This window comes from Geomonas diazotrophica (genome assembly GCF_019063885.1).
Lineage (GTDB): Bacteria > Desulfobacterota > Desulfuromonadia > Geobacterales > Geobacteraceae > Geomonas > Geomonas diazotrophica.
Window position 1 is genome coordinate 134,322 of record NZ_CP077684.1, and the last position, 15,514, is coordinate 149,835.

A 15,514-nucleotide genomic window follows, 5' to 3' on the forward strand; every position below is an offset into this window, starting at 1 on the left:
ATGCTGCAGTACAAGGTGGTCGAGTTAAGCCACGTTTCCGAGGACGCCATCGAGGAGGCGCTCAACGAATGGACCCGGAAGGGATGGAAATTCGACGCCATGCAGTTCGCCATGCGTGACGCCAGCAAGCGCCCGGCCATGGCCTTCGTGGTCTTCACCAAAGAGGAGAACTAGGTGACGGCCGAGAGAGAAACCCTGTACCTTTTGGACGGCTCCTCCTATATCTACCGGGCCTATTTCGCCATCCGCCACCTGAGCTCCCCCAACGGCTTCCCCACCAACGCGCTCTACGGTTTCACCCAGATGCTCCTGAAGGTCATGAAGGACCGGGCTCCCGCGCACGTCGCCGTGGTCTTCGACGCCGGCAAGATCACCTTCAGAAACGAGCTCTTCTCCGCCTACAAGGCGACCAGGAGCGCCATGCCCGAGGACCTGGCCCAGCAGATCGAGCCGATCAAGCAGATGGTGCGCGCCTTCAACATCCCGGCGCTGGAGCTTCCCGGCTGGGAGGCGGACGACATCATCGGGACCATCGCCAAGAAGGCCGAGGCGGCGGGGCTCGACTGCGTGGTGGTCACCGGCGACAAGGACCTGATGCAGGTCGTCACCGAGCACGTGACGCTTTTGGACACCATGAAGGACAAGAGCTTCGGCATCCCCGACGTCATCGAGAAGTTCGGCGTGGAGCCGGGACGGGTGGTAGACGTGCTGGCGCTTTGGGGGGACACCTCCGACAACATACCTGGCGTCCCGGGGGTCGGGGAGGTGACGGCCAAGAAGCTCCTGCAGGAGTTCGGCTCGCTGGACGAGCTGCTCGCGAGGGCCTCCGAGGTGAAGGGGAAGACCGGGGAGCGGCTGGTCGAATTCGCCGACCAGGCCCGCCTGTGCCGCACCCTGGCCACCATCGACTGCAACGTCCCCATCGAGTACGACATCGACGATTTCGCGGTGACCCCTCCGGACAACCGCCGGCTGGCAGCGCTGTTCCGCGAGTACGGTTTCGCCACCTTGTTGAAGGACCTGACCAGCTCGCCCACCCTTTCCTGCGACCGCTACGCGCTGGTGCTGACCGAGGCCGAGCTGCGCGAGCTCGTGGCGAAGCTGGAAAAGGCGCCTGCCTTCGCCATCGACCTGGAGACGACGAGCCTCAACCCGTTCGAGGCCTGCATCGTCGGCTACGCGGTCAGCTGCCATTCCCACGAGGCCTACTACATCCCGGTCGGGCACCGCTACCTGGGCGCCCCGGAACAGCTCCCCGAAAAGCTGGTGCTGGAACTCCTGGGACCGCTTCTCACCGACCCCGCCCGCAAGAAGATCGGCCAGAACCTGAAGTACGACTACCAGGTGCTGCAACTTTCCGGCGTGAAACTGGCCGGCATCTGGTGCGACACCATGCTGGCGGCGTACCTGGTCAACCCGTCGCGCAACAGCCAGGGGCTCGACGCCCTGGCGCTTGAGTACCTGGACCACCGCATGATCTCCTACGCAGAGGTGGCGGGCAGCGGCAAGTGCGAGCTGAACTTCTCCGAGGTGGACCTGGACCGCGCCGGCCCCTACTCCTGCGAGGACGCCGACGCCACCTTCCTGCTGCACGAGATCCTGCTCCCCAAGGTGCGCGAGCAGGGGATGGAGGAGCTCCTCTTCGACCTCGAGATGCCGCTCCTGGAGATCCTGGCGGACATGGAGCTGTGCGGCGTGAAGCTCGACCCGGAGCTCATGAAGGAGCTTTCCACCGGGTTCGGCAAGCAGCTCATCGAGCTGGAGGCGAAGATCCACGACCACTGCGGCGGCCCCTTCAACATAAACTCGCCCAAACAGCTGGGGGAGATGCTTTTCGAGCGGATGGGGCTCGCGGTCGGCAAGAAGACCAAGGGTAAGACCGGCTGGTCCACCAACGTCGAGGAGCTGGAGCGGCTGGCCGAGCAGCACGAGGTGGCGCGGCTGCTGCTGCAGTACCGGAGCATCTCGAAGCTTAAGTCGACCTACACCGACGCCCTCCCCAAGCTGGTCGATCCCAGGACCGGGCGGGTGCACACCTCCTACAACCAGGCGGTCACCAACACCGGCAGGCTCTCCTCGTCCGATCCGAACCTGCAGAACATCCCGGTGCGCGGAGCGGAGGGGCGCGACATCAGGCGCGCCTTCGTGGCCGAGCCGGGAAGCCTGATCCTCTCGGCCGACTATTCCCAGATCGAGCTGCGGGTGCTGGCGCACCTCTCCGGCGACCGTGTCCTCTGCGAAGCGTTCGCCTCCGGCGAGGACGTCCACCGTCGCACCGCCGCCGAGGTCTTCGGCATGTTCCCGGAACTGGTCACCCCCGAGATGCGGCGCCAGGCCAAGGTGATCAACTTCGGCATCATCTACGGCCAGGGGGCTTTTTCGCTGGCCAAGGAACTGGGAGTCACCGCCAAGCAGGCCAAGGCCTTCATCGACAACTATTTCGAACGCCACGCCGGTGCCAGGAGCTTCTTGGACAGCTGCATCTCCGAGGCCGAGACCTGCGGCTTCGTCACCACCATCCTGGGGAGGAGGCTGCAGATCCCGGAGATCGCCAGCAAAAACGGCAACGTGCGCGCCTTCGCCCAGAGAAACGCCACCAACTACCCGATCCAGGGCTCGGCGGCCGACATCATCAAGGCGGCCATGATCAAGGTCTCCCGCCGCATGCGCGACGAGCGGGTGGCCAGCCGCCTGATCATGCAGGTGCACGACGAACTGGTGTTCGAGGTGCCTGAAAACGAGCGGGAGCTGATGGCGGAGCTGGTGCGCAGCGAGATGGAGGGGGCGCTTCCCCTCTCCGTCCCGCTCAAGGTAGACCTCAACTTCGGCCTGAACTGGGCCGAGGCCCACTAACGTTTTCGGCGGCAGCCGCCGAAGAGGAGCTTGAGGGACGGAGGCGTCATGGCTGAGGAGCTGGAACAGTACGCGAGATACTTCCATGAAGGACTCAGGGTCCGCGTGGGGATACCGCTGGAAGGAGGCGGCTGGTTCCCGGAATGGGGGATGGTCGCCACGCTGGACGACGACCTGCTGCTGGTCGATCTCTCGCGGGACCAGCTCCCCGAGGAAGCGAGGCTCGAGACCGGCCATACCCTGAACGTGGGGCTACCCGACCAGGAACAGGCGCTCACCTGCCGCGCGGTACTGGTCCGCATCGACGCCGCGGAGCACCGCCTGGCGCTGCGGCTGATCGAAGACGTCTACCCCTTCGAGCCCAGGGAGTACTATCGCCAGGACGTCTATCTCCCCCTGGACTACCGGCTTCCCCTGTCCCAGATCGAGGCGGACGTGAGGCTGCGCTGGCTGGAACGGCGCCGGGAGATGGAGTTCGCGGCGCAGACCCCGGAACCGGGCGAACCGGAGGAACTCGAGGACAGCAGGGAGGAGATTCGGGCCAGGCTGGAAAAACGCAGGGAAACCCCGCCGGTGGCGGCCAACATCTCGGGGGGCGGCCTGCGCATCAACATCAACGAGAAGTTGATCGCGGGGCAGCTGATCGAGCTCAGCATCTACATCCCGAACGCCAAGCACCCGGTCGAGATCGTGGGGGAGGTGGTCGAGGTGCGGGACCTGACCGACCAGGTCCGCTTCAGCACCGCGGTGCGCTACCGCATGATCGATGAGGCCGACCGTGACCGCCTGATCGGCTACATATCGGCGCAGCAACTGCTGCAACTTTCCCAGCAAACCCCGAGGGTGCTGCCGTCCCCGGAGCCGGGTCTGTCCCCCTTCGCCTGGCGCCTGCAGATCGCCCTGGCCTTCATCCTCCTGGTCGCCTTCATAGGGTGCCAGGTGCGGGCCATCCGCATGGCCAAGGACCGGGGCGAAAAATGGGAGGTGCAGCGGATTTTCGACGAGGGATTCGTGGAGTTCCTCAAGCGGCAGCGGTGACCATCTCCATGGCGTCCTCGATCATGATCTCCAGCTCCGCGAGCATGATCTCCTTGATCCCCATGCTTTGCGCCTCGAAGGTCGCCGCCAGCATCAGGTTCGGCTCCGGCGCCCCTCCAAGCCCCAGCTTCCGGCAGGCGTGATCCACCAGCCGCACCAGGCTCAACAGCACGTTGCCGGTGTCGGCGAGTTCGGTGTGATGGTCGCGCACGATGGTGCAGTAGATCTCCGGCAGGTTCCATTTCTGCATCAGCTGGTACCCCGATTCGGTGTGCATGGCCGCGATGATCTCCGAGGTGAGTTCGCGCGACACCCCCTTGCGCTCCCCGTCCGAGTTGAGAATCCCCTCCAGTACCTTGAGTATCAAAAGGCTCCCTATGTCGTGCAGGAGCCCGGCGATGAAACCTTCCTGAGCGAGCTGCTTGTAGCCGCTTTTCTCGCACAGCCAGCGGGTGCCGATGGCGCAGCCGATGGCGTGCTTCCAAAGGACCTGGGAGAGGCTCTTAAGCTCCGGGTGCGTGAAGCTGTTGTCGCTGTTTTGCTGCGAGGCGAGCATGGCCACGCTGGCGATCTCGCGTGCGCCCAGCCGCACCACCGCGTCGGTGATGGTGGTGACCTTGGCGAGGCCGCTGAAGAAGGCGGAGTTGGCGAGCCTGAGGATCTGGCTGGTGAGCGCCTGGTCCTTGATGATCAGCGCCACCACCTGGTCGATGGTGAAATCCTTGCCGGAGAGGATCCCCTGCAGCTTGACCGCGACCGGGTGGAACACCGGGAGGTTCAGGGTTTCCGATTCCAGCTGCTCCTTGACGACCTCGACGAAGGGCTTGCTCTGCATGTCATTCCCCCAGAAGGCGCCTGATCTCCGCGATCGGGCGCGGCTTGCCGATCCTGGGCAGGAGCCGGACCGTGTCGTGCAGCGATACCTCGCCCCGTGCCGCCTTGCACAGCCCCGATTCCAAAAGGGTCACCATGCCGGTGGTCTCGGTCGAGATCTTCCTGATCTCGTAGGAAGTCTTCTTGCTCAGGATGGCGTCTTTCACCAGCTCGTTCAGGACCAGCATCTCGAAGACCCCGACCCGGCCGCGGTAGCCGCTGTAGCGGCACTTGCTGCAGCCCCGCCCTGCCTTGAACTCGGCGCCCCTGAGATCGATGTTGCTGTAGCCTATCCTCCTCAACTCGGTCGGGTTGGGGAGGTAGGTTTCGGCGCATTCCGGGCAGACCCGGCGCAACAGGCGCTGGGCCAGGACGCAGACCACGGTCGAGGCGATCAGGAACGCCTCGATGTCCATGTTCATGAGGCGCAGCAGCCCCCCGACGCTGTCCTCGGTGTGGAAGGTGGTGAGCACCTTGTGCCCGGTGAGTGCGGCCTGGATCGCCGTCTCGGCGGAGAAGCTGTCCCTGATCTCGCCGAGGACGATGATGTCGGGGTCCTGGCGCACGATGTGGCGCAGCGTCTCCTCGAAGGTCACGCCGATCTTCTGGTTGATCGAACACTGGGCGATCCCCTCGATCACGTACTCGACCGGTTCCTCGGCGGTGACGATGCTGGTCGAGAGCTCGTTCAGGTGCTGCACGCAGCTGTACAGGGTCGAGGTCTTGCCGCTGCCGGTGGGGCCGGTGACGATGAGGACGCCGCTTGGGGTGTCGAGGGCGTCGTCGATGAAGCGCTCCAGCATGCGCCCGGGCATCCCGATCTCCTTGAGGTCCAAAAGCTCACCCTTCATGCTCAAAAGGCGCAGCACGATCTTTTCGCCGTGGATGGTGATGTAGAAGGAGACCCTCATGTCGAGGGTGGCGCCGGTTTTGGGGCTTTCGTAGCAGATCCTGCCGTCCTGGTGCCTCCTTCGCTCGGCGATGTCGGCCTCGGCCATCACCTTGATCCTGCTGCTCACCGGCAGCGCCAGCTCCTTGGCGAGGTCCTTGTAGAGCACCAGCATCCCGTCCCGGCGGAAGCGTACCCGGAGCACGCTGCGCATCGGCTCGATGTGGATGTCGCTGGCCCCCTCCTTGAGCGCCTCTTCGAAGATGGTGTTGACGATGCCGGTGACGGTGTGCTCGTCGGTCGCGGTGCCGTCACCCTGGATCATCCCCCGCTTCAGGAGGGTGAAGGCCTCGCGGATCGCCTTCATGGTGCAGATGGTGAAGATGGTGTTCCCCTGGCCGAAAAGCTTTTCGGCGGTCCGTCTTCCCTCCAGGTTCAAAGGGTCCGCTATCGCCACCAGTATCTGCCCGTTCTCCTCCCGGACCGGGACGAAGTTGTGCTGCGCGAGCCAGTGTTGCGGGACCTTGGCCAAAAGCGATCGGTCGATGTCGGAGGCCTGCAGATCGATGAACGGGTAGCCCAACTGGAATGCCAGCACCTCGGCCAGCGTGTACTCCTCGATGAAGCGCTGCTCCACCAGGATCTCGCCGAGCATCTTGCAGTTGTCACCGTCGCGCTGGATGCCGAGCGCCGCTTGCAACTCGGCCGGTTTCAGGTGGCCAAGCTCCACCAGCAGGGCGCCCAGCTTCACCGAAACGATGTTGCTGCGCAGGGTCTCGCGCAACTGCTCACGGCTGAAAAAACCGAGTTCGAGCAGCACCGCGATCAGCGTCCTCGGCGTCACCAGCTTGGTCTTCACCCGCTGGGCGTAGGCAAGCTGGTTCTCCGCCAGGTACCCGGATTTCACCAGCAGGGATGCTATTTCCAGGCCGGAGTCGTCCATCCCGTCTTTGCGGACCGCTTGGTTCGGGTAGTTGCCGTAGCTTTCCATGCACCTTCCCCCGCGTGAGTGCCGCTCGGTCGCGACACTCTTCGTTGACATACGCCCCAAAACCTTGGTAGTATACCATGCCGATTGGAGCAGGCTAATTTATCTCCTCTGTCGAAATCGCACGCCTTCCACCTTTAATGTATGTAAAAACAGCAGCTTGTGCTAGCGCGCATCTGTCACTCCGCAGGATCGGGCCGCAGGCAGAGCAGAAGCGAAAGAAAGGGCCCGCCCCATGAAAAACAAGGACAAAGAGAAACAAAAAACAAAGCAGAAAGAGTTCAGCGCCTCACCGTTCAAGGCGCTCAAGGGTGCTTCCCTCGAGCTGCACGGCGCACCGGTTGCCTCGGCTCCCCCGAAAAAGAAGGAGGAGAAGCCGGCGAAGGCGGTGCAGGAGCTGTCGGACGAGCTGCTGTTCTTCGAAGCCGTGGCAGGGGTAAGGCGCCTGTCGGGGAGCCCCGCTCCGGCGCAGGTGAAAGCCCAGCAGACGGTGAAGGCCCGGCGCGACGAGGAGGACCACGAGGTTTTCCTCAAAGCCCTGGAGGCCCTACGGCTCGACGTCCGTTTTTCCGACCAGATCCAGGACGATGAGCTGGCCCCGCGACCTGCGGCGGTAAACCGGCTGCGCCAGGTCCGCCGTGGCGGCATCAGGATCGACCTGCAGCTTGACCTGCACGGACTGACCAGGGACGAGGCGCTGGAAAACCTGGACCGCTTCGTGAAAGCCGCCTACAACCGAGGGCAGAAGGGGGTGCTGGTGATCACCGGAAAGGGGAACAATTCCCCGGGCGAGCCGGTGGTGAAGGTTGCCGTCGCCAACTGGCTCAGGGAGCACGGCAAGGGGATGGTCGCCGAGTTCGTGCAGGCCCCCAGCGACATGGGTGGGAGCGGTGCCTTCGTGGTGTTCTTCAAGGAGAAAAAGGTGGAGCCGGAAGAGGAAGTAGCTAAAAGCTAGGGGGCCGGGGGCTGGACCGGGCACCCCCAACGCTTAGGTCTCTTGCAGCCTCCGGATGAGAGCTCACACCTGCGTTTCGAAGATCCGGGCAGCCTCCGCTTGCGGGGGCTGGTCTGTTTCGGGAGCACAAATGACGGCAGCTGACATGTTTCGCATCGGCATCGACCTCGGGGGGACCAAGACGGAAGGGGTGCTCCTCGACCCCCGCGACGCGGTCCTGGTGCGGGAGCGCCGCTTCACCCCCCTGGCCGAGGGGTACCAGGCCATCCTGGAGTCGGTGGTGCGACTGGTGCGCGACCTCGCGGCACGGCTGCCGGAGGGGGCGAACTATCGCGTCGGCGTGGGCATTCCGGGTTCGGTGGATGCGGTCACGGGACTGGTGCGCAACGCCAACTCGGTCTGCCTCATCGGCCGCCCCTTCCAGGCGGACCTGGAGAGGCTTTTGGGGCGAAGGGTGGGGGTGCGCAACGATGCGGACTGCTTCACCCTGGCCGAGTGCCGCATGGGTGCGGGCGTCGGGCACCAGGTGGTGTTCGGGGTCATCATGGGGACCGGCTGCGGGGGCGGGATCTGCCTGGATGGCGTGGTCCGCGAGGGACCGCACCGGATCTGCGGCGAGTGGGGTCATGTCTCCGTCGATCCCGCCGGGGCGCCCTGCTACTGCGGCAACCGCGGCTGCATCGAGACCAAGATCAGCGGGTCCGGCGTCGAGGCGGCGTACCTCGCGCGCAACGGCGTGAGTCTCACCATGGAGGAGATCGTGGCCGGTGCCCGCCGCGGCGATGCGCGCGCCCTCCTCGCGTTCGACGCCTTCCTCGACGATTTCGGCCGCAGCCTGGGCGGCCTCATCTCCGTCCTCGACCCCGATGCGGTGGTCCTTGGGGGAGGTCTTTCCAACATCGAGGAGTTGTACCATGCCGGCGTCGAGCGGGTGCGGCACTACGCCTTTCACGACGACCTGCGCACGCCGATCCTCAAGCACAGGCTGGGGGATTCCGCCGGTGTCTTCGGGGCAGCCTGGATCGGAATCTGAGCACCAGGCTGCATTTGAAATAATTAATGTCTTTGCTACTATAGTTTGGTTTCAGGCCCATTCCCCCCCAAAAGGCGGTGCCGCATGGAAACCGAACCCGGCAAAAGGATCAACATCAGGTACAAGTGCAGGCTCGATGACGGCAGGGTCTACCTCGTGGGCGAGCACAACACCCTCGAGTTCGTCGTCGGAGCGGGGCGCGTTCCTCCCGCCCTGGAGCAGGGGCTTATGGGCATGGCCCGGGGAGACCATCGCGTGATACGCGTGCCTGCCGGCGAGGCCGACCTCTTCCCCTTTCCGCTTGGGTCCCACTTCGCCTTCTCGACGAACCGGGCCCCCGGAGTCGCCTACGACTTCGGCCCCGGGGCCGGGGGGGACGTCTCCCTTTCCATGGGGAGGCGCGACTACCGCGAACCGCTCCCCGCGGACCAGGACGTCTTCTTCGAGATCGAAATGCTGTCGGTTGAGGCCGCGTGACCGGCCAAGCCACCGTCACCGCCACGAGAAAGGCCCTTCGCAGGGCCTTTTCCTTTTTCTTTATTTACATCTTCTCCTTCACGCTCCTGATCTTGTCCTCCATGGTCTGTTCCCGGTCGGTGCGGGTGCCGAGCTTCACCGTGGTGGTGATGCGCGGGGCGCCCATGGCGTGAACGGTCTCGTGACAGCGCTTGATGGCGGCGAACACTTCGTCCCACTCCCCTTCGATGTTGGTTCCGTAGGAATGCAGCGCGATCTTCAGACCGGCCTCGTTCAGCACCTTTTCGCATGCAGCGATGTAGCTGGAAAGGGAGACGCCGACACCCAGCGGCACTATGCACAGATCAACCATAACTTTCATCACGTTCTCTCCTTGAGTGACAGTTCATTGAGGACCCGCGGCTGAGCCGGATCCGAGTACCAATGATAATGGATGGTGAGCCGGTTTTAAAGCTGCAAACTCAACTCGAACCGATGTCTGGCTCAACGCACACGCCGCTACACAGTGCCGGCCGGTGTTGACTTTAAGTGTCCAGGACATAAACTGAATCAATTCGCAGGCATCATGGCACTGTAACAGCGGAGAAACTGTGAGTGGAAATGAGGAAGTAAAGGCCAAGGTACTTGTCACCGGAGCCACCGGTTTTATCGGGAGGAGGCTGGTGGACGCCCTGGCGGCGGAGGGGATCCCGGTCCGGTGCCTGGTGCGCCGGTCGGACGTCGCCTTCCCGCCGCAGGTGGAGGTGGCGCAGGGGGACCTCTTGCAGCGCAACTCGCTGCTCGCACCGCTGCGGGGGATCGAGACTGCGTACTACCTGGTGCACGCCATGGCCGGCGAGCGCGCGGGATTCGAGCAGCGCGACCGCCAGGCGGCGGAGAACTTCGTGGCGGCGGCGGAGATGCAGGGGGTGAAGCGTGTCATCTACCTGGGGGGGCTGGGGGAGGAGGGGGACCAGCTCTCCGAGCACCTGGCGAGCCGCCTGGAGGTGGCCAGGATCCTGCAGAGCGGCGCTTTCAAGACCACCTACCTGAGGGCCGCCGTCATCATCGGCGCGGGGGGGGCCTCCTTCGAGATGATCCGTTACCTCGTGGAGAGGCTTCCGGTCATGATCACGCCGCGCTGGGTCTCGACCAGGTGCCAGTTCATCGCGGTTCAGGACGTGATCGCCTACCTGGTGGGGTGCCTGAAGGACGCGCGCACGGCCGGGCGCACCTACGACATCGGCGGTCCGGAACTACTCTCCTACCGAGACATGATGGAGCGCTTCGCGGAGGTGGAAAAGAAGTTCATCAAGATCATCCCCGTTCCCTTCCTGACCCCGAAGCTCTCCTCTTACTGGGTCTGGCTCATCACGCCGGTGAAGCCGTCCATTTCCATGCCGCTCATCGAGGGGCTGGGAAACGAGGTCATCTGCCACGACCAGGAGATCAGGAAGATCCTTCCCATCCCCCTTACCGGGTTCGAGGAGGCGGTGCGCCGGGCACTCGAGGAGGCAGCCGGGGAGGGGGAGGGAAAACTCACATGAAAAAACGGCGTGTTCCCCTTCAAGGTTAATTAACAAGCGCCGATAAGGTTGTCAGAACCAGCGGTGATTACGAGTCGAAGCTGCACCGGCATCGGGCGACGGAGGCGGCAAGGGAGGGGCATGAAGTGCTTGATCATTGAGGACAACGAGTTCCTGCGCGAGGGGCTCATCATGTTTTTGCAGGGGGTGGCGGAGATCGAGACCGCCGGCAACGGCCGGGAAGGGGTGGATCGCTTCACCTCGGCCCTGCGGCAGGGGCACCCCTTCGACCTGGTACTGCTCGACATCGTCATGCCGGAGATGGACGGGCAGCAGGCCCTCAAGCTGATGCGCCAGGCGGAAAAGGCAGAGGGGGGGGGCGGACCAAAGAGCGTGATCATCATGACCACGGCCCTGAACTCCCCAGCCAACATGGAAGAGGCGATGTGGGACGGCGACTGTTCCGACTACCTGGTGAAGCCCGTTTCCCGCGCCGACCTGATGGCCATGCTGCAGCGTCACGGCCTGCTCTGAAGCCGGGAAGGGATCGACCATGGAACCTAATTTCTACCGCCCCACGGTGCAAGCCTCCCTCGAGCAGGACTCCGCGGAGATACTCGCCAACTTCAAGGAGATCATCAAGAGCGGCTCGGGGACCAGGGTGAAACTGGTGAACTACTACAAGGGGCTGCCGATCAGCTACCCGGCCACCCTGGTGGAAGTGAGCGGGCAGGTCCTGGAGTTGGACGTGCACCCGCAGCAGGCGGTGGCCCTGGGGCTCTCCGGGCGGACCTGCATCAAGTGCGGCGCCTTCAGTCACACCTTGCTGGCCGACGTCAAGGACGCGGACGTGCGGCGCATGACCGCGTCACTGCACAACTTCAGCTACGTGGACCTGATGGTGGAGCAGCGCGCCTCGCTGCGGCTCGAGCTCGATCCCCCCTGCGAGGCGGAGATAACCGTCTCGGGGCGCAAGGTGGCCGCGCGGGCGCTGGATGTGTCGCTGGGGGGCTTCTCGGCGCTGACTCCCCAGCCGACCCAACTGGGGAAGGGTGATGAGGTGCTGCTCAAGGTGATGATGCCGAACCTGCTGCACAACACGGTGGCCCCGCTGGAAGTGCCGGCGACCGTGGTGGACGTGGCAGGATGTGACGCGGGCGAACTCTGCCGGTTTTCCATCAGCTCGGACAGCCAGGCCGAGGGAGTGCTCTCCAGGTTCATCTTCCAGCGCCAAGTCGACCTGATCCGGGAGCTCAAGGAGATGAGCGGCTAGCGTGAAGCCGCCCCGAAGGAGAAAGCATGCCAGACAACCTGTTCATACCGTCGGTGGACCTGAGGATCGGGAGCCTGGAGGAGTACAACCGCAGGCAGAAGGAGAAGGCGGCGTCCAGGCACGCCAAGCCCAAAGCCCGCCCCTGCATCACCATCTCCCGTGAGTACGGCTGTACCGGTTACCCGACCGCCGAACTTTTGCGCGACATCCTCATGCAGAGGACCGGCGAGGAATGGGTCATGATCGACCGGGCCATCGTCGAGGAGGTCGCCAAGCGCCACAACCTGTCCCAGGAGATCCTGCAGACGCTGGGCGAAAACAACCGGCTCCTTTCCGAGATCCTGGCCACCTTCTCCTCGCGCTGGAAAAGCAACTACGACTACTTCCTCCCCCTCTCCCAGCACGTGGTGGCGCTCGCCGAGCAGGGAAACGTCCTGATCCTGGAACTTGGCGGCGCCATCGTGGCCAGGCACCTGGAGCATTCCTACCACTTCAGGATCTTCGGCTCCGAGCCGTTCAAGATCGCGACGCTGGCCCGCCGCCTCAACATCGAGGAGGAAGAGGCCGAGAAGCTCATGCACCGGCAGCAAAAGGTGCGCGACCGCTTCACCAAGGACTTCCTGAGCCAGGACGGCCGTGATCCCGCCCTCTACGACATGCTCTTCAACAACGACCGCTGCTCCTCCGACCGGATCGCCCACACCATCGCCGACTTCGTGCTGGGAAGGGCGGCCTGAACCAGATGATCAGACCGGCTCCAGCTTCAGGTACTGCACCTCGTTGGGGAGGGTGAAGACGACGTATATGCCGTTTTCATGGATCTCCTGGGCGCTGCGCGCCGCCGGCCATAGCCGACGGTTCGGGTCGTCCGCCACCAGGTTCCTCGCCTGGTATTGCCCGGAAAGCCTGATGTTCCCCGGCAACTGGAAGGTGCCCGCGTTGCCGTGAGAGATATCCAGGTTGACGAAGACCAGCGTCACCGCGTCCCGTTCTCCATCCTCCCCGCGCCAGCGCGCCACCGAATAGATCTCCTCATGGAACCCGCCTTCGACCAGGCTCAGGAAGTAGCGGTTCGGCTCCCGCAGTTCCGGCGCCGCCTCGCGCGCCTGGTTGATCTTCAGGTACATCCTACCCACGGCCTCCCGATCCGGGATATCTTCGGTCCATGCCTTGTACATGTTCGCCCAGCTGTCCCTAAAGGGGAGCTTGTCCGGCAGTCCCAGCGGCTGCCCCATGAAGACCATGGGGAGACCGTAGCTGGAGGCGGTCACGGCGTAGCGCGCCATCATGGCCCACTTGTCGTCGTTGCCGACCTCGTCGTGGCTGGAGCCGTTGTGCATCACCAGCGCCTCCCCGCCGAAAAGGGCGCTTTCCGCCTCCAGCGAGTGGAAGAGGTCGGTCATCCGCACCGCGTTCATCCGGTACAGGTGGTGGTCCTTGGTGGTCAGGACGTCGAAGACGCGGTTCAGCCGGTACTGGATCACGTCCGGGTCGAGCACCTCGGCCAGGAAGATGAAGTCCCAGCGCGCTTTCCTGGTGCGGTTCACGATGTACTCCCAGAGGTGGTTGGGAAGGCCCTGGGCGAAGTCTGCGCGGATCCCGGCCAGCTTCCCGCCCGTCTTCTCGATCCAGTAGGGGAGGATGTAGCCGAAGTACTGCCAGAGCCTTTCCGTCTCGTTGTCCGAGGCGAGGTCGCTGTAGAGGATGTCCCGCTCGTCCTCGGCGTTCCCCTTCGGGTCCCAGTGCGTCACCGGGTTGCCCCAGTAGTCGGTGGCGCGGCCTGGTTTGGGACCCAGGGCGGAGTAGTCCCCGAAGAACCAGTCCACGTTGGCGTCGTCCCAGATGTGCTCGTTGAGGCGATCGGCAGGTGCCCAGACCGCGCACTCGAAGTCGGAGCGGGCAGCCTCGCGATAGTAGGGGACGCTGTGCCCGTCGACGAAGGCCGTGCCGCGGGTGCACCAGGAAGGGCGGTGCTGGCGGATCCACTCTTCCTCCTGCTGCATGGTGCAAAAGCCGAGGTCGACGCCCCCTTCCCCGTAGATGACGTCGCGGCCGGCGTGGTTGAAGGCCAGGTCTATGAAGACGTCCAGGTCGACGTCGCTTGCCTCCCGGAACAGGATCTGGAACAGCTCGAGGGCACGGGCCGGCGCGGCGTTGTCGGCGAGCCACCGGTTGATGCTCCAGTAGTCCCGCGACGAGTAGGGGCTCCCCGGGCTGTCGTTGGACGCCCAATCCCACTTCTGGCGGTCCCAGCGCCACTGCGTGTTGGGGAAGACCGGCATGAGCCAGAGCGTGTTGAAGCCGAGGTCCTTGGTGATGTAGGTGAGCTGGAAGGGGTTGAAGCCGTCGAAGTCGTGGGTGGAGAGGAAGTCGTCCAGGGTGCTGCGGTTCTCGTACGAGCCGCCGGCCAGCGCCTCGACGGTGAGGGCGTTGGCCTCGTAAAGGCGGGCTTGGGCGGCCTTCTGGGGAGAGACGACCACGGCGCAGTCGCGCTGCAACTGTTGCCCCGGCCAGGGGGCGAAATCGTTGTGCCACCACCAGGTGTCGGAGCCCGCGCCGCGGTAGCGGGCGGTGATACGGTAGGCGCCGCACTTCACGACCGGCAGTTCCAGGGTGAAGACCAGGTTGTCGAAGGATCTCCCCTGGTACGACATCCGGTAGGGCATCCAGTACGACGTGGGGCCTCCGGAGTCCGCGAGCGGCTCGTGGGTCTTGACGAAGTCGCGGCGGTTCAGGTTGCTGAAGAGCTCCACCTCGAACCCTTCCGGTGGAATATCCTGGGCCGCGATCTCCACCGTTACCTGGAGCCGGCCCGGGTTCGCGCCGCTCATCGTCTCGTCCAGCAGGAGCTTTACCGTGCCGTAGTTCCCCCAGCGCCCGTTCACCTTGAGGTTGCCGATCCAGGGACTGTATGCCATCGCGCACCTCCCTAGCCGGCGGCCGCGCCACCGGCAGAGTTGTCTTTTGGGCAAACAAGTTAGAACAGTAGCGGAGTTTGGCCGGTTGGCAACAGGTGGGGCGGACGATGGATTACCCTCCCGTCAAAGGAGGGGAGCGGACATCTTGTAGGGGCGAATAATCATTCGCCCTTCTCCGTCGGGAGGTGCTGATGGCCCGCTTACGGGAGCGGGCGGGGGGGGAGGCTGGCTTCAGGGAAGGTTGGCGCGGATCTTCTTCAACAGGCGGACCAGCTCCCGTTGCTCCGCCTCGTCGACGCCGCGCCACATCTGGTCGATCAGGTTGCGCGACACCTCCTCGAAGACGGGCTGCAGCGCCTGTCCCCGCTGCGACAGCCTGACGTACACGGTCCTTTGGTCCAGGGTGCTGCTCACCTTGTCCACGTAGCCGTTGGCGACCAGCTTCCCCACCAGGGCGGTCACCGTCGACTTGTCCCTGCGCACCGCCTTGGCCAGGTCCTTCATGGTGACCTGCTCGTTGTTGAAGAGGTGGTACAGGATGGCTCCGTGCGAAGGGGCGAGTCCCTCGATCCCCAGGCGCTTGAGCTCCTGGAGCAGGTACCGGTTGATCCCGGCGCGGGTGTCGCTGATGATGGCGGCGATGTTCCTGGTTTCCATGAGACGGGAACTTAGTTTGACGGCAAACTAAAGTCAAGAAAAAAAACCGGCCGGT

At 64.2% G+C, this 15,514-nt stretch carries 15 protein-coding genes; 10 read left to right on the forward strand and 5 right to left on the reverse strand.

Features of this window, described 5'->3' with window-relative positions:
- The 3 genes from KP003_RS00560 to KP003_RS00570 are packed head-to-tail and all read left to right on the forward strand — an operon-like array spanning window position 1 to window position 3,891.
- Complete coding sequence (locus KP003_RS00560) at window positions 1-174, forward strand: DUF4177 domain-containing protein (RefSeq protein ID WP_216496832.1); 174 nt, start codon at window positions 1-3, stop codon at window positions 172-174.
- Window positions 175-2,853 carry a DNA polymerase I gene (polA, locus tag KP003_RS00565; RefSeq protein ID WP_216790165.1) on the forward strand — a complete coding sequence of 893 codons (2,679 nt, stop codon included), beginning with the start codon at window positions 175-177 and terminating at the stop codon, window positions 2,851-2,853.
- Window positions 2,854-2,901: 48 nt separating this feature from the next.
- On the forward strand, window positions 2,902-3,891 hold the full coding sequence (locus KP003_RS00570; RefSeq protein WP_216496830.1) for a PilZ-like domain-containing protein: 990 nt from the start codon (window positions 2,902-2,904) through the stop codon (window positions 3,889-3,891).
- On the opposite strand, the gene KP003_RS00575 is transcribed toward KP003_RS00570, so the two are convergent.
- A complete protein-coding gene (locus KP003_RS00575; protein WP_217300222.1) occupies window positions 3,875-4,726 on the reverse strand; it encodes an HDOD domain-containing protein in 852 nt (283 codons plus the stop codon). The two genes, KP003_RS00570 and KP003_RS00575, sit on opposite strands and share 17 nt — an antisense overlap.
- Before the next feature lies 1 nt (window position 4,727).
- Window positions 4,728-6,644 (reverse strand): GspE/PulE family protein, encoded by a 1,917-nt coding sequence (locus KP003_RS00580; protein WP_216790168.1) that lies wholly within the window; start codon window positions 6,642-6,644, stop codon window positions 4,728-4,730.
- Between the two features lie 232 nt (window positions 6,645-6,876).
- Between KP003_RS00580 and KP003_RS00585 the strand changes: the two genes are divergently transcribed.
- From KP003_RS00585 to KP003_RS00595, 3 genes are all read left to right on the forward strand, one after another.
- The gene (locus tag KP003_RS00585) at window positions 6,877-7,596 is read left to right on the forward strand and encodes a Smr/MutS family protein (protein ID WP_216790170.1); all 720 of its coding nucleotides are present in this window, start codon (window positions 6,877-6,879) and stop codon (window positions 7,594-7,596) included.
- Window positions 7,597-7,726: 130 nt separating this feature from the next.
- Complete coding sequence (locus KP003_RS00590) at window positions 7,727-8,629, forward strand: ROK family protein (RefSeq protein ID WP_216790172.1); 903 nt, start codon at window positions 7,727-7,729, stop codon at window positions 8,627-8,629.
- 84 nt (window positions 8,630-8,713) lie between these two features.
- A complete protein-coding gene (locus KP003_RS00595; RefSeq protein WP_216496827.1) occupies window positions 8,714-9,106 on the forward strand; it encodes an FKBP-type peptidyl-prolyl cis-trans isomerase in 393 nt (130 codons plus the stop codon).
- A 64-nt stretch (window positions 9,107-9,170) separates the two neighbouring features.
- Here KP003_RS00595 and KP003_RS00600 read toward each other — a convergent pair whose 3' ends face one another.
- Window positions 9,171-9,467 (reverse strand): MTH1187 family thiamine-binding protein, encoded by a 297-nt coding sequence (locus tag KP003_RS00600; protein WP_216496826.1) that lies wholly within the window; start codon window positions 9,465-9,467, stop codon window positions 9,171-9,173.
- A 229-nt stretch (window positions 9,468-9,696) separates the two neighbouring features.
- On the opposite strand from KP003_RS00600, the gene KP003_RS00605 reads away from it, so the two are divergent.
- From KP003_RS00605 to KP003_RS00620, 4 genes are all read left to right on the forward strand, one after another.
- Window positions 9,697-10,632: an NmrA family NAD(P)-binding protein gene (locus tag KP003_RS00605; RefSeq protein ID WP_216790173.1), complete on the forward strand. Its 936-nt coding sequence runs from the start codon at window positions 9,697-9,699 to the stop codon at window positions 10,630-10,632.
- 120 nt (window positions 10,633-10,752) lie between these two features.
- Window positions 10,753-11,145 carry a response regulator gene (locus tag KP003_RS00610; protein WP_216790175.1) on the forward strand — a complete coding sequence of 131 codons (393 nt, stop codon included), beginning with the start codon at window positions 10,753-10,755 and terminating at the stop codon, window positions 11,143-11,145.
- Between the two features lie 19 nt (window positions 11,146-11,164).
- Window positions 11,165-11,884 (forward strand): PilZ domain-containing protein, encoded by a 720-nt coding sequence (locus KP003_RS00615; protein ID WP_216790176.1) that lies wholly within the window; start codon window positions 11,165-11,167, stop codon window positions 11,882-11,884.
- 26 nt (window positions 11,885-11,910) lie between these two features.
- Window positions 11,911-12,621 carry a cytidylate kinase-like family protein gene (locus KP003_RS00620; protein ID WP_216790178.1) on the forward strand — a complete coding sequence of 237 codons (711 nt, stop codon included), beginning with the start codon at window positions 11,911-11,913 and terminating at the stop codon, window positions 12,619-12,621.
- A gap of 9 nt (window positions 12,622-12,630) precedes the next feature.
- On the opposite strand, the gene KP003_RS00625 is transcribed toward KP003_RS00620, so the two are convergent.
- Both KP003_RS00625 and KP003_RS00630 read right to left on the reverse strand, forming a co-directional pair.
- Entirely contained in the window at window positions 12,631-14,802 is a 2,172-nt protein-coding gene (locus tag KP003_RS00625) for an alpha-amylase family protein (RefSeq protein ID WP_216790180.1), read from the reverse strand.
- 231 nt (window positions 14,803-15,033) lie between these two features.
- Complete coding sequence (locus KP003_RS00630) at window positions 15,034-15,459, reverse strand: MarR family winged helix-turn-helix transcriptional regulator (RefSeq protein WP_216496820.1); 426 nt, start codon at window positions 15,457-15,459, stop codon at window positions 15,034-15,036.
- Window positions 15,460-15,514 lie beyond the last annotated feature (55 nt).